The sequence below is a fragment of the Pseudomonas sp. WS 5532 genome, assembly GCF_012985445.1.
GTDB lineage: Bacteria > Pseudomonadota > Gammaproteobacteria > Pseudomonadales > Pseudomonadaceae > Aquipseudomonas > Aquipseudomonas edaphica.
In genome coordinates, this window is the sequence record NZ_JAAQWK010000003.1 from 459,703 (window position 1) to 474,261 (window position 14,559).

Consider the following 14,559-nt stretch of genomic DNA (forward strand, 5'->3'; position numbering starts at 1 on the left):
CCAATACAATTTACCAACAGAACTGAACACCCCCTGCCGCTACGTTGGTGCTCGAACGCTTCATTCAATATCAACCGATCAGTGACATCGTGCATTGGCGCGCCGACCAACGCGCCCATCGCATGAATACCGCAGTATCCGTATTTAACCGGGGAACGACCATCAAGCCTCTTAACCGATCGCATGCCTTTCGATCGCTATGCGCACTCTCGTTAGTGTCAATGGCGCTTGCAGGATGCTCAACAGCCCCCCTGCCGGTATTGAAACCGTCTACACCGGAGCAATGGCGCAACGTCCAACCTTCTCTTGCGCCGCCCCAACCCGACCTGAACCAATGGTGGCATGCATTCAACGACCCCCAGCTCAATGCGTTGGTGGATCGTGCACTGCAAAACAACCTGAACGTCGCCGTAGCGGTGGAGCGCTTGCGCGCCATCCGGATTATGAGCCAGCACGCGCAGTCCCCTTACCTGCCCTCGCTGAGTATAAAAACCAAGGATGCCGTCAGCCCTGATACCAGTACTTCTTATTTCCTGATCGGCTTCGATTCGGTCTGGGAGTTGCCATTGTTTGGCATGCAACAAAGTGCCGAGCGCCTCGCCCAAGGGAACCAGGCATTGGCGGATAACAACCTGCGCACCCTACAAGTTTCATTGGTGGCTGAAGTCAGCCGGCGCTGGATCGAATTGCGAGCAGCCCAACAAACGGAGCAGACCCTTGCAACCCTGCGCGAAGTTGGCCATGGAAAACTGGCACGGCTGCGCGCCCGGGAACAGCTCGCACTGGCCTCCTGCGCAGACGTTGCCGCTGCACAGGCTGAACTGGCCCTCGCTGAAATGGCGCTGACGCGCGTGCACCAGCGGACAAACCGCAGCGCGCAGCAATTGGCATTATTGTTGGGCCAGAGCGCGCCCGACCCTCTTTGGCTGCAACCGGGGCGGCTACCGACGCTCGGTGACTGGCAGCTCAATAGCGTTCCCACAGACCTGTTGCGCACCCGCCCGGAAATTGCCGGCGCCGAAGCCTCGGTGATTATCGCCGCCGGTGAGCTGGGCATGAGCCAGGCCGATATTTACCCGCACATCAGCTTCGGCACCTCACTGCAGTGGTCGCTCAATATCGCCAGCAACCGCAACAATACCCCCAATGGCAACAGCATCTTCTCGGCGGGCCCCGGCATCAGTATTCCCTTGTTCGACTGGGGCCTGCGCGTGGCGGCTGCGAAAGCCAAGGACCACCATCTGCAGGCCGCCGTCCTCGGGTATCGCCAAGCGGTGCTGGAGGGGGTTGCCGAAGTCGAAAACGCCTTGGGTGACCTGGAGCAATTACGTGCACGCGAACAATTGTCCCGTCAGGCCTATGCCGCCAGGCAAACCCAGCTTGGCGCACTGCAACAACGGGCAGCGTTGAAGCTCTTGAGTCCATTGGACCTGGTAGAAGCGCAGGTTCAGACACTGCATGCGCAGCAACAAGTCGACCGGGCCGGCACCGAGCGTGCCATTGCCTACGTCGCACTCTACAAGGCACTCGGCGGCGCACCGTTGCCAAGCGCTGCACCTCAGACAGCCACGCGCCATAAGGAGACTGACTGATGGTTGCGCTTGCACGCCTGACGCTGATCCATGAATGGCGGCGCTTCCTGCCAGCGATTATTGCAGTGGGCTTCGCAGGGCTGCTGCAACTGCTTCAGACCGCGTTGGTACTGGGTATCTTCAGCAGCGCCAGTGTGTACGTCACCGGCTCGCGCGCCGACCTTTGGGTGGGCTATCCCGGCACCCAAAGCGTCAACCTGGGTCGACCGATCGATGCCGGTGTAGAGATGCGTATACGCATGGACCCCGATGTCCTCAGGGTCGAGCCCTACCGCTGGGTGGATGCTGACTGGCGGGGTACCCAGGACACAGGTGGAGTCTCGGTATTTGTTTCCGGTATCGACGCAGACCCACAAGGTTTGATGTTCGCCCGCTTACTGCCCGGCTCGTTGCGGGCACGCCTGAATGAACCGGGAGCGGTCATCGTTGACCGCGCCGACCTCGACAGCCTGGGCCTTGATCCTGGAAACGCGGCCACTATCAACGGCCACCGGGTGCATGTAGTCGGCGTCATCAGCGGATTACGCGCACTGGGTGGGGTTAACGTGATTGCATCGTTAGCCACGGCCCGCCAGCTGGATACGAGCGCCGATACAGATCGCATAACCTACTGGGTGGCTAAGGTCCGAGACCCAAGTCAGGCGGACGCGGTTGCAGCACGCATCGACGGCAGCCCGGCATTCGGCAAATACGCGGTGTGGACCGCAGCGCAGTTCAGCTACCGCTCGCAGATGCATTGGATGTTCGACACCGGGGCCGGCGCGGGTGTGTTGTTTTTGGCAGTGATCGTGTTCCTGGTAGGGGCGGTGATTACCAGCCAGACCCTGGTGGCGGCCGTGATTGGATCGATCCGCGAATACGCAACCCTTAACGCCCTCGGCGTCGGCGTCACGTCTCTGCGCAAAGTCGTGATGGAACAAGCGTTCTGGGTGGGCGCCCTGGGCTTGCTGGGCAGCACTGGGCTGACCGGTCTGTTCTTCGCCCTGGCGCATTACTACAACGTTCCGATGACTCTTTCCCCCGTCGCAGCCCTGGCCTGCCTGCTCTTGAACATGACCCTGGCCCTGGTTTCCGGCCTGGCCGCGATGCACTCATTGCGTCATGCCGACCCAGCAAGCCTTTTGAGATAGAACCCACGATGACCACATCCTTCACCCTGCATGCCACTGGCATCGGCAAGGCATTTGTATCAGGCCAGGTTATGACCCCTGTACTGCACGACATCACCCTGGCAATAAGGCCCGCGGAACTGACCCTGATCGCGGGGCCATCCGGTTGCGGAAAAAGCACGCTGCTGGCGATTCTCAGCGGCTTGCAGCAACCCGACCAAGGCCGTGTGGAGGCCCTCGGGCAAAGCCTGGGAACGCTTGCCCCACGGGCGCTGGAGCATTTTCGACTGCATCACACGGGTTTCATATTCCAAGGCTTCAATCTGTTCCCGGCGCTGACGGCCTTGCAACAGGTCGAGTTGCCCCTGAGTTACCTCGGGCTCACTTCGCAGGAAGTGCGCAGGCGCGCGACTCAGGCTCTGGAAGATGTAGGCCTCGGTTCGCGCATGGCCTTGCGCCCGGCCGCGCTGTCCGGGGGAGAAAAACAACGGGTGGCTATCGCCCGCGCCGTGGCGAAGGCGCCCGAGTTGCTGTTCGCAGACGAACCCACCAGCGCCCTGGACGCGGCCAACGGCCAGATCGTGATCGATATCTTGCACCGTATCGCCCGTGAACGCGGCACTACGGTGCTGTGCGTCAGCCACGACCCGCGTTTGATCAGCCACACCGACCGTGTATTGGCCATTGAAGACGGCCGCATCATCAGCGACTCCCACCATCACCTGCGGCCCGCCAGCCCTGCCGCCCCCCAGGAACACTGCGTATGAATGTCCGCTCCCTCTCCCCTTGGCTGACCCTGTTCAGTGCCTGTTTGCTCCTAAACGGCTGTTCACGGGAGGATACGCCGGCTCAAGCCACGGCCTCGTCGCCGACTTACCTGGCAGTGGCTCGCGGCCGCGTCGATGTCGAGGGTGGCCTGCTCAACCTGCAGTTTGCCCGCGATGGCGTGGTGGCCGAGATCAAAGTCAAAGAAGGTGATTCTGTAAAAAAAGGCCAACTGCTCGCCTCCCTGGACAGCGAACAGGCGCGCCTGGCCGTAAGTGCCGCGCTTGCCGACCAACAACAGGCTCAAGTGCACGCCAGGCACCTGCAAAGACAGTTCAACTTTGCCGACCAGAAAGCCACGCGCCTGTCAAAGGCGGCCGCGGCTGGAGCCGCAGATGGCCAGAGTGCCGATGATGCGCGCGAGGCCGCCGAGCAACTGCGCGACGCTATTGAAAAAAACCAAGGACACCTCGAAGCCGCCACAAGAACACTCACCGGTGCGCGCTACGAACTGACCCAGCGCAACCTCTATGCACCGGCGGACGCCGAAGTCGTGCGGCGCCTGACCCAACCTGGCGCTACCGTTTCATCGGAGTCAGGGCCTGCCTTCGTGTTGCTGCCGAACGAGGTACGCATCGTGCGAGCCGAGCTCAACGAGTCGTTTATTGCGCAGGTCCACGCCGGTATGAAAGCCGATATATCGACCGAAAACGGCAACGACCAACCGTCGCTGTCCGGTCATGTGGTGCGTATCAGCTCCGTGCTGGGTAACAGCACGCTTGAAGGCGACCCACAGGCACGAGCCAATATGCGTACCGTGGAATGCATAGTAGCGTTCGAACAACCTGCACCTGCGTCACTGCGTGTGGGCCAGCGCATGCTGGTACGGTTCGGGGCACCTTAAAGCCTTTGGCGGCTGCCCGCGACCGCCGGCAACCGCCTACTCGCCATACGCCCACGTCATCCGAAACGACGCCCCGCCCCACTCCGAGTCCAGCACTTCAACCTGCCCGCCATGCCACTGGCTGACGCGTTTGACCAACGCCAGGCCCAAGCCAAAGCCGCCGGTGCGGCGATCGCGGCTGGCATCCAGGCGCAGGAAGGGTTCGAAGATTTTGGAACGGCCCTCCATCGGCACACCTGGGCCATCATCATTGACCCGCACTTCGTAACCATTGCCGAACTTGACCAGCGACACTTCTACACGGCGCTCGGCATAACGAATGGCATTGCGCAGCAGGTTGATCACTGCGCGCGCCATAAAGCGCGGCTCGATCTGGATAAAGTCGACGTCACAGGTGCGCAACGAGAGCTGCACACCCGCGGCTTCAGCTTCCAGGGCCACACTGCCGATCACACTATCGAGCCAGCTATGCGCTTCGATATTTTCCCGGGTGACCTGTGTGGCGCCGCGCTCCAGGCTGGCATAGGTCAACAACTCAGACACCATTTCTTCCAGTTCGCCAAGGTCGGCGTACATATCGGCGATCAATTCGCGGCTCTGGCGTGGGTCGGCCTGTTGCTTGAGTTGGTCCAGCTCAAACGACAAGCGCGCAATCGGTGTGCGCAACTCATGGGACACCGCGTTGGTCAGTTCACGCTGGTTGGCGATCAGGCTTTCGATGCGCTCGGCCATCTGGTTGAAGTGCCCGGCCAGCTCACGCACGGTGGAACGGCGCGGCAGCAGGATGCGCGAGCCGAGGTCGTTATCGCCAAAACGCTGCGCGGCCAGGCGGATATGCTCCAGGTCGCGCCAATGCGGGCGTACCCAAAAATACAGGACGATGGCCAGGCTCACCCCCAGGAAGCCATAGGCCCACAGGTACAACCATTTGGGCTCTTCCGGCAGCTTGATCTGCAACAATTGCGGGCCGCCATCAATGGTGGTCAGGAACTCCATGAAGTCGCCGCGCACCACCAGTTGGCCGCCCGCCAACAGTTGCTGTTCGCGGTCATTGAGCGCCAGCGTGTCGCGCGGCACCAGCTTGAGGCGCAAACCATAATGGGGTTGCAGCTCAGCCAGGCGCGCATCGCGGGCCGCCCCCTGCACCGGGCGCAGTTGCTCGACCAGGCCATAGGCCGGCCCGCGCAAGGCTTCACGGTTATAAACCTCGTTGGCCTCGGGCAATAACTCATCGAAGGTGTAGTTGACCAGCCAGATTGCCCCGGCCAACCCCAGCGCCAGGATCACATACAGGCGCAGAAACAGGCGCAGCATCTAAACCTCCCACGCAAACGGATTGAACAGATATCCCTTGCCCCAGATGGTCTTGATGCACACCGGTTCGCGCGGGTTGTCATTGAGCTTGCTGCGCAATTTGCTGATGTATACGTCGACACTGCGGTTCAGGCCGTCGAAGGCAATACCGCGCATGCGGTTGAGAATGTCGTCGCGCGAAAGGATGGTTCCAGAGTGACTGGCCAGCAGCCACAGCAACTCGAACTCCATGGTGGTGAGGTCGATGGCCTCACCGCCCAGGCTGACGCCCCGGCAACTGCGATCAATCGACAAGCGGCCGAACTCCAGCGCACCGCGCACCGTGGGCTCCGGCACCTGGCGGCGCTGCAGCGCGCGCAGGCGGGCTAGCAATACCGGCGGCTTGATCGGTTTGATCACGTAGTCATCGGCGCCCGACTCCAGGCCCAGGATGTGGTCCAGGTCGTCTTCCTTGGCGGTGAGGATGACGATGGGCGTGTCGGACACGCTGCGAATCCCCCGGCACACGTGCAGCCCGCTCTGGCCCGGCAGCATCAGGTCGAGCACCACAATTTTCGGCTTGAAGTCGAGAAACGCCGCCAAGGCTTCATCACCCCGGTGCACCACGCGCACCTCGAAACCATGTTGCGACAGGAAATGCGCGATCAGCCCTGCCAGCTTTTCATCGTCCTCAACGAGCAGGACCTTGCCCAGACCCAGGTTTTCCATAAGTTCTCAGTGTGGATGCGCGGATTGAAGTGGGAGCATTATAGGTGGCAAGCTGGCCTGTAAAGGTACTGGGCGCGGCAAAAAAAGCCTTTCTGTGGGGCTTTCGAACAACCTTCATGTTTTTAAAGGTTTTTAACATTTCACCCGGAGTTTTTAACGTATCAAATCGCGGCGTTCGCAGCCTTGCCCAAGAAAGATCGTGATTTTTCTGACAGCCATAACTCACGTCATTTTCGGAAGTTTCGACACTAACATTTATTGAGTAAACGCCTTAAATTGTCACGACACAGTGACAAAACAGTGACGCGGCCGTCGTTGACAGCCCAACAACGCCAATGAAACTATCCATGCACTTTTCAGCGACACCTGGCGGTGAAAGTCATGGAAGATAATTAAAATAAATATCAAAGGAGTTGATATTGTGCACCCGCAACTTTTATCGATTGCTACCCCTGGCGCTTACCTCAGCGCTTTATTCAAACACAGCCTTTATTTAATTTAGCGAACCGCTCTCACACAGCCGTTCTGTCTTTATTTAAGCGTGTTATTGAATACAGGTACACGCCATGCTTTTGTATCACGAGGTCATCGAACATAACGCCTCCCGCCACCCGCACAAGTGCGCTGTTGCGCTCGATGCCGTCCATTACAGCTATGGAATGCTTCAAGCAAGAACGACACAAATAGCCCGACTGCTGGTCGCCAGCGGTGTTCAACCAGGCGATCGCGTCGCCCTGTATTCACCGATCTGCATCGATCTCATTGCCGCTTATCTCGCCGTCCTGCGCGTGGGCGCAATTACGGCGGCAACGCACCCCACTTGACGCTTTGATCGATTGAAACGAGAGCACCATGCGCAAGGACTACCTGGCTTTTTTTATCTCGCTGTTCATGTCGCGGCTGGCGGACCAGATTCTGTTATTTATCGTGCCACTGATCGTGTTCCAGACCACCAACAGTGTGTCGTGGGCGGGGCTGGCGTTCTTCGTCGAGTCACTGCCGCGTTACCTGGCGTTCCCGGTGTGCGGTGCATTGTGCGACAAGTTCTCGCCGGTGCGCATTCTGCATATCAGCCAGGTTTACCGCGCATTGGCGTGCGTGGCGGCGGTGGCGTTGTATGGCGTGTTCGACGGCATCTATTGGTTGGTGATCCTGTCGGCGCTGTGCGGCGTGCTGACAACCCAGGGCATCATGGCGCGCGAAGTGGTGATGCCGCATATCTTCAAGCATTACACCTATGCCAAGACCTTGTCCTACTCACAGATCGCCGACCAGAGCGGCCTGGTGCTGGGGCCACTGGTGGCGGCGCTGATGCTGGAGGTGTGGGCGTGGCCGTGGGTGGTGGCGGGCATTGCCGGGCTGTTTGTGCTGGCGGACCTGGCGATGCTGGTGTGGCAGCGCAACACCACGGTCAGCCTGGAAAGCTTTGAGCAGCATCAGGATATCTGGCTGCAACCGCTGCGCATTGCCTTCGGGCATATCCGCAAACTGGCGGAACTGAAGCGGGTCATTGCCCTGGCGGTGGGCGTCAACTTGATCATCGGAGTCACGCTGGCGACGTCTGCGGCCATGGTCACTGGCCTGTTCGACGCCGGCAAAGATGCCTATGCGTTGTTGCAGGCTGCGGGCGCAGTGGTGACCATCGTTATTCTGTTTTACTTGGCGCGTTCCAGCCTGCCGTTGAAGCTGCTCGGCGGGCTGTCTTATTCAATGATCGCGGCGGGGGCACTGGTCATGGCCGTCAGCCCTAACCTGTGGGCTTACACCCTGGGGTTCCTGCTGATCACCGGCTTCGACAAGATGTTCAATGTGTACATGCGCAGCACCCGCCAGCGGGTGATTCCGGTGCAGGACTTCGGCAAGACAGTGGGCGTGATCACCTTGCTCAATAACCTGGCGCAGCCGCTGGCGGGCCTGTTGATCGCCGTGCTGGCGGCGCCGCTGGGCACGCAAACGGTGATCCTGCTGCTGGCCGGGATCACCGCGCTGATCGGCGTGGCCGTCGCCTCAGGCTGGCACGCCACTGTGAAAGCGGAACTCGATGTCGGGTGACTGGATCAGTTCCTGCTCGGCGGCGCGCACCCGTTCTATCACCTGGGCGATGTCCTTGGCGTCGCCGTACTGGTAGGCAAGCTTCAGGTAACCCTGGAAGTGCCGGGCCTCGCTTTTGAGCAAACCGAAGTAGAACTTGCCGAGTTCTTCGTCCAAATGCGGCACCAGGGCTTCGAAACGCTCGCAACTGCGCGCCTCGATAAAGGCGCCGACCACCAGCGTGTCCACCAGCTTGACCGGCTCGTGGCTGCGCACAACCTTGCGCAAACCCGAGGCATAACGGCCGGCATGCAGTTGGCGCAGCTCGATCTTGCGCTTTTTGATCAGGCGCATGACCTGTTCGTGGTGCACCAGCTCTTCACGGGCCAGGCGCGACATCATGCTGATCAGGTCCACGTGGGCGTGGTACTTGGCGATCAGGCTGAGGGCGGTGCTCGCGGCTTTGAATTCGCAGTTCTTGTGGTCGATCAGCAGGGTGTGCTGATCGGCCAACGCGGCCTGGACCCAGGCGTCGGGGGTGCGGCAGCCGAGGAATTCGTGGATTTCGGGCAGGTTCATCGGGCTCACGGGCAAAAGGATCACAAAAGGCCGGCGATTATACCGACCCCGCCGCAGACCACCAGCTACTGGCCTTGATGTGCATCAACATGACGTCTGGCGGGCAGCAACTATAGTTGTTCCAGGCCCACCCTTTGGAGACCCCGACCATGCAAGCCATCCGCAGCATCCTGGTGGTTATCGAACCCGAGCATTCCGAAAGCCTCGCGCTCAAGCGCGCCAAGCTGATTGCCGGGGTCACCGGCGCGCACCTGCACTTGCTGGTGTGCGACAAAAAGCACGAGCATTCGGCGCTGCTCAGCCTGCTCAAGTCCGGCCTGCAGGAGGACGGCTACAGCGTGACCACCGAGCAGGCGTGGAATGACAGCCTGCATGAAACCATCATCGACGTGCAGCAGGCCGAAGGCTGTGGCCTGGTGATCAAGCAGCACTTTCCGGACAGCCCATTGAAAAAGGCCCTGCTGACGCCAGCAGACTGGAAACTGCTGCGCTACTGCCCTACGCCGGTGCTGCTGGTAAAAACCTCGACGCCCTGGGCCGGCAAGGTGGTGCTGGCGGCCATTGATGTGGGCAACACCGACAGCGAACACCAGGCACTGCACAACGCTATCGTCGACCATGGGTTCGATATTGCAAGCCTGGCCAAGGCCCAGTTGCATGTGATCAGCGCTCACCCGTCCCCCATGCTGTCAGCAGCAGACCCGACCTTCCAGCTCAAGGAAACTATCGAGGCGCGCTATCGCGAGCAATGCAAGGCGTTCCAGGCCGAGTTTGATATCGACGACACCCACTTGCACATCAACGAAGGCCCGGCGGATGTGTTGATCCCCTATGCCGCGCACACACTGCAAGCGGCGGTGACCATTATCGGCACAGTGGCGCGCACCGGGATTTCCGGCGCATTGATCGGCAATACGGCGGAGGTGGTGCTGGATGCGGTGGAAGGTGATGTGCTGGTACTTAAGCCGCAGGCGTTGATGGATCACCTGGAGGAGTTGGCCACCAAGGCCTGACATAGCCTCTTCAAACTATGGAGATCAAAGGTGGGAGCTGGCTTGCCTGCGATAGCGACCTTTGAGTCAAAACACCTTTGGCTGATCTGCCGCCATCGCAGGCAAGCCAGCTCCCACATTGACCTGCGCGGTCAGTGTCCCAGTGCGTCTCTCAGGAACCCCGGCGCGATATAGCGTTGGTAATGCGCCTCGGACAAGATAAAGAACTCACGATCGATGGCATCGCGCAGTTCCGGGAGTGCCCACTCACGAAACTCCGGCAGCAACACCATGCCATAGGCTTCAAGGTTGGAAATCACCCGCGCGCCTCGGGCGATCAACTGGTAGGCCCAGCAGTACTCGGACTGGTGCGGCACGAAGCGAATCTTGCGCAGCTCAAGCTGCCCGCGCAGCATCTTGGGGTCGAAGACTTCCAGTTTGCCGGCCATCACTTGCACCAACAGTTGCTCCAACCGCAGCCATACCGCACGTTTTTCTTCTTCGTTATAGCCATTCCACTGAATCACCTCATGGTGGAAGCGCTTGCAACCGCGGCAGACGAGATCGCCGTAAACCGTGGAGCACAGGCCGACGCAGGGGGTCTTGATGGCTTGGTTGGACATGGGCAATGCACACAAATCAGCGAAACAGTGCGCCATGTTAGCCCTTTGTCTAAGGTTGATCACCCAGCAAACTTGGCTAGGTAACTTACCTTTAGATTTTTTTTGCCGTAGAATCATCCGGCCTTGTAAGGCGCCAATAATCCGCTGGAAGCTGTTTTCAAAGCGTCACGAGCACAGTCGTTCCTTCAGAACGGTGTTGGCGCAGGTTCGACCCGGTAGGTCAGAGCCCGCGCCAACCCTCATCAGCTCCGTTCTGCAGGCGTAAAACTTTGAAAGCAGCTTCTGTGAGGAATGCCGGCAGCGCTGGCTTTGCGGCCCAAAAAGCCCCCGAGCGCATGCGTGCCGTTCATTTCTGGATGAGCGTCCCGTGGGACCACTGATGAGGGTAATAACTGTGCTTGAAGCCTACCGCAAACATATCGAAGAGCGTGCAGCACTGGGTATCGTTCCCCAGCCGCTTAACGCCGAACAAACCGCAGGCCTGGTCGAGCTGCTGAAGAATCCTCCGGCTGGCGAAGAAGAATTTCTCGTTGACCTGATCACCAACCGCATTCCACCAGGCGTTGACGAGGCTGCCTACGTCAAGGCCGGTTTCCTGTCCGCCCTGGCCAAGGGCGAAGTCACTTCTCCCCTGATCGACAAGAAACGCGCGGTTGAACTGCTTGGCACCATGCAAGGCGGCTACAACATCGTGACGTTGGTCGAGCTGCTGGACGACGCCGAGCTGGCCCCTGTCGCGGCCGCCCAACTCAAGCACACCCTGCTGATGTTCGATGCGTTCCACGACGTGGCCGAAAAAGCCAAGAACGGCAACGAGCACGCCAAAGGCGTGATCCAGTCCTGGGCTGACGGCGAGTGGTTCCGCAACCGCCCAACCCTGGCCGACAAGATCAGCCTGCGCGTCTTCAAGGTCACCGGCGAAACCAACACCGACGACCTGTCCCCTGCCCCGGACGCCTGGTCCCGCCCTGACATCCCGCTGCACGCTCTGGCCATGCTGAAAATGGCGCGCGAAGGCATCGTGCCGGACGAGCAAGGCAAAACCGGTCCGATGAAGCAGATCGAAGAAATGCGCGGCCAAGGTTTCCCGATCGCCTACGTCGGCGACGTGGTGGGTACCGGTTCGTCGCGTAAATCGGCAACCAACTCGGTACTGTGGTTCTTCGGCGACGACGTACCTTACGTGCCGAACAAGCGCGCCGGCGGCTTCTGCTTCGGCAGCAAGATCGCTCCTATCTTCTACAACACCATGGAAGATGCTGGCGCACTGCCAATCGAATTCGACGTCACCAACATGAACATGGGCGACGTGATCGACCTGTACCCGCATGCTGGCAAAGTCTGCAAACACGGCACCGACGAAGTCCTGACCACCTTCGAAATGAAGACCCCGGTTCTGTTGGACGAAGTTCGCGCCGGCGGCCGTATCCCGCTGATCATCGGTCGCGGCCTGACCGACAAGGCGCGTGCTGAACTGGGCCTTGGCCCTACCGACCTGTTCAAACTGCCTGAAGCACCTGTCGACACCGGCAAAGGCTTCACCCTGGCACAGAAAATGGTCGGCAAGGCCTGCGGTCTGCCAGAAGGCAAAGGCGTTCGTCCTGGCACCTACTGCGAACCGAAGATGACCACCGTAGGTTCCCAGGACACCACCGGTCCAATGACCCGTGATGAACTCAAGGACCTGGCGTGCCTGGGCTTCTCGACCGATCTGGTAATGCAGTCCTTCTGCCACACCGCGGCCTACCCTAAGCCGATCGACGTGACCACCCACCACACCCTGCCTGACTTCATCATGACCCGTGGCGGTGTTTCGCTGCGTCCAGGCGACGGCATCATCCACAGCTGGCTGAACCGTATGCTGCTGCCGGATACCGTCGGTACCGGTGGTGACTCCCACACCCGTTTCCCGATGGGCATCTCGTTCCCGGCCGGTTCCGGTCTGGTCGCGTTCGCCGCAGCCACTGGCGTAATGCCACTGGACATGCCGGAATCGATCCTGGTGCGCTTCAAAGGCAAAATGAAACCTGGCATCACCCTGCGTGACCTGGTTCATGCCATTCCTTACTACGCGATCCAGGCTGGCCTGCTGACCGTAGAGAAGAAAGGCAAGAAGAACGCCTTCTCCGGCCGCATCCTGGAAATCGAAGGCCTGAACGACCTGACGCTGGAACAAGCCTTTGAGCTGTCCGACGCCTCGGCTGAACGTTCGGCTGCCGGTTGCACCATCAAGCTGTCCAAGGACTCCGTCACCGAGTACCTGAACTCCAACATCACCCTGCTGCGCTGGATGATCGGCGAAGGCTACGGCGATGCACGCACCCTGGAACGTCGCGCCCAAGCGATGGAAGCCTGGGTTGCCAACCCGGAGCTGATGGAAGCCGATGCCGACGCCGAATACGCCGAAATCATCGAGATCGACCTGGCCGAAATCAACGAGCCGATCCTCTGCGCACCGAACGACCCGGACGACGCCCGTCTGTTGTCCAGTGTTGCCGGCGAGAAGATCGACGAAGTGTTCATCGGTTCGTGCATGACCAACATCGGTCACTTCCGCGCTGCCGGTAAGCTGCTGGAGCAGGTCAAGGGTCAGCTGCCAACCCGTCTGTGGCTGTCGCCGCCGACCAAGATGGACGCTCACCAACTGACCGAAGAAGGCTACTACGGCATCTACGGCAAGGCTGGCGCGCGCATGGAAATGCCGGGCTGCTCGCTGTGCATGGGTAACCAGGCACGTGTAGAGCCGAACTCGACTGTCGTATCGACTTCGACCCGTAACTTCCCGAACCGTCTGGGTGATGGCGCGAACGTCTACCTGGCTTCGGCAGAACTGGCGGCAGTTGCCTCCACGCTGGGTCGCCTGCCGACCGTCGAAGAGTACATGGGTTACGCAGCGAAACTGGACACCATGGCCAGCGACGTTTACCGCTACCTGAACTTCGACCAGATCGCCGAGTTCCGCAAAATCGCAGCAAGCGCCAACATCCCGGTGATTCAAGCCTAAGATGTTGTGATTTAAAAACGCCGCGCATCGCAAGATGCGCGGCGTTTTTTTATGCCTGGAATACGAGTATTCGTCACACTGATAAACAACTGTGGGGGCTGGCTTGACTGCTGTGGCGGGCTTTTGGTGGTGTACATATCCATTTCTTTGATAGCGGCGACCTATGGTTCCGCTCTTACAGCGGGTCACTTTTGGCAAACGCCCGGAATGCCGGCCCAGCCAAAAGTAACCAAAAGGTTTGTGCCTCACCACTCGGTGCCTCGCCTAGGCTCGGCATGCCCGCACTCCGGCCATCGTGGTTAACGGGGCGCCTCAGATCAAAATCAAGATCAAGCTCTACAGCACGGCGGCCTGAAAGCCGACCTGAGTGGTTAGATCAAAAGCGAAAAGCGGATTTGCATACACTGAGGATCTGCTTTTCTGTGGGAGCTGGCTTGCCTGCGATGCAGGCACCTCGGTACATCAGGCACACCGAGTTGATGCTATCGCAGGCAAGCCAGCTCCCACAGTTGACCGAGTATGGCTCTGCTGTTGCTGTTGCTCTGGCCCTTACATCCTTTTCGCTGGCGAAGTCAGCGGTCTTTTGATCTGCGCTTTTGATCTTGATCTGAAATCGCCCCGTCAAACACGATGGCCGGAATCTGACAGTGATTTGGGGGGTAAACCGGCAGGGATGCCGGTTTAGCCGCGCTGGGCCAAGGATGGCCCATCGCGGCGGCCCCCCAAATCACTGGCGGATTGCGGGCATGCCGAGCCTAAGCGAGGCACCGAGTGTTGGGGCGAAGACTTTTTGGTTACTTTTGTGTCTTTATGTACGGACCGGACACATGGTTGACGGGTGTGCGGGGACATGGTGGACACTTCTCGGCGAAGCCAGCTTCGCCGGGAGGCCATCATGCCCTGGAACACGAGAGACGCCATGAGCCTAAAACAAGAGT

The 14,559-nt window shown here is 59.8% G+C and carries 12 protein-coding genes; 8 read left to right on the top strand and 4 right to left on the bottom strand.

Annotated features, from left to right (window positions below; genetic code table 11):
• Nucleotides 1–260 precede the first annotated feature (260 nt).
• The 4 genes from HBO23_RS08755 to HBO23_RS08770 are packed head-to-tail and all read left to right on the top strand — an operon-like array spanning nt 261 to nt 4,370.
• Complete coding sequence (locus HBO23_RS08755; RefSeq protein ID WP_017137486.1) at nt 261–1,592, top strand: TolC family protein; 1,332 nt, start codon at nt 261–263, stop codon at nt 1,590–1,592.
• Nucleotides 1,592–2,722 (top strand): ABC transporter permease, encoded by a 1,131-nt coding sequence (locus tag HBO23_RS08760; protein WP_169986306.1) that lies wholly within the window; start codon nt 1,592–1,594, stop codon nt 2,720–2,722. The genes HBO23_RS08755 and HBO23_RS08760 overlap by 1 nt, the downstream gene beginning before the upstream one ends.
• A gap of 8 nt (nt 2,723–2,730) precedes the next feature.
• Complete coding sequence (locus HBO23_RS08765; protein WP_099549613.1) at nt 2,731–3,468, top strand: ABC transporter ATP-binding protein; 738 nt, start codon at nt 2,731–2,733, stop codon at nt 3,466–3,468.
• A complete protein-coding gene (locus tag HBO23_RS08770; RefSeq protein ID WP_170037731.1) occupies nt 3,465–4,370 on the top strand; it encodes an HlyD family efflux transporter periplasmic adaptor subunit in 906 nt (301 codons plus the stop codon). The genes HBO23_RS08765 and HBO23_RS08770 overlap by 4 nt, the downstream gene beginning before the upstream one ends.
• A gap of 36 nt (nt 4,371–4,406) precedes the next feature.
• Here the strand turns inward: HBO23_RS08770 and HBO23_RS08775 are convergent, their stop codons facing one another.
• Nucleotides 4,407–5,684, bottom strand: coding sequence for an ATP-binding protein (locus HBO23_RS08775; protein ID WP_017137490.1), 1,278 nt, complete (start codon nt 5,682–5,684; stop codon nt 4,407–4,409).
• Nucleotides 5,685–6,392 (bottom strand): winged helix-turn-helix domain-containing protein, encoded by a 708-nt coding sequence (locus HBO23_RS08780; RefSeq protein ID WP_017137491.1) that lies wholly within the window; start codon nt 6,390–6,392, stop codon nt 5,685–5,687. It abuts the gene before it with no gap.
• A 566-nt stretch (nt 6,393–6,958) separates the two neighbouring features.
• Here HBO23_RS08780 and HBO23_RS08785 point away from each other — a divergent pair.
• On the top strand, nt 6,959–7,216 hold the full coding sequence (locus HBO23_RS08785) for an AMP-binding protein (protein ID WP_099549611.1): 258 nt from the start codon (nt 6,959–6,961) through the stop codon (nt 7,214–7,216).
• 28 nt (nt 7,217–7,244) lie between these two features.
• Entirely contained in the window at nt 7,245–8,444 is a 1,200-nt protein-coding gene (locus tag HBO23_RS08790) for an MFS transporter (protein WP_170037732.1), read from the top strand.
• Here HBO23_RS08790 and miaE read toward each other — a convergent pair.
• On the bottom strand, nt 8,400–9,002 hold the full coding sequence (gene miaE, locus HBO23_RS08795; RefSeq protein ID WP_170037734.1) for a tRNA isopentenyl-2-thiomethyl-A-37 hydroxylase MiaE: 603 nt from the start codon (nt 9,000–9,002) through the stop codon (nt 8,400–8,402). The two genes, HBO23_RS08790 and miaE, sit on opposite strands and share 45 nt — an antisense overlap.
• Before the next feature lie 149 nt (nt 9,003–9,151).
• On the opposite strand from miaE, the gene HBO23_RS08800 reads away from it, so the two are divergent.
• The gene (locus HBO23_RS08800) at nt 9,152–10,015 is read left to right on the top strand and encodes a universal stress protein (protein ID WP_099549609.1); all 864 of its coding nucleotides are present in this window, start codon (nt 9,152–9,154) and stop codon (nt 10,013–10,015) included.
• A gap of 131 nt (nt 10,016–10,146) precedes the next feature.
• Here the strand turns inward: HBO23_RS08800 and HBO23_RS08805 are convergent, their stop codons facing one another.
• Nucleotides 10,147–10,617: a DUF1289 domain-containing protein gene (locus tag HBO23_RS08805; RefSeq protein WP_017137495.1), complete on the bottom strand. Its 471-nt coding sequence runs from the start codon at nt 10,615–10,617 to the stop codon at nt 10,147–10,149.
• Between the two features lie 394 nt (nt 10,618–11,011).
• Here HBO23_RS08805 and acnB point away from each other — a divergent pair, with 394 nt between their 5' ends.
• Nucleotides 11,012–13,621 carry a bifunctional aconitate hydratase 2/2-methylisocitrate dehydratase gene (acnB, locus tag HBO23_RS08810; RefSeq protein ID WP_017137496.1) on the top strand — a complete coding sequence of 870 codons (2,610 nt, stop codon included), beginning with the start codon at nt 11,012–11,014 and terminating at the stop codon, nt 13,619–13,621.
• Nucleotides 13,622–14,559 lie beyond the last annotated feature (938 nt).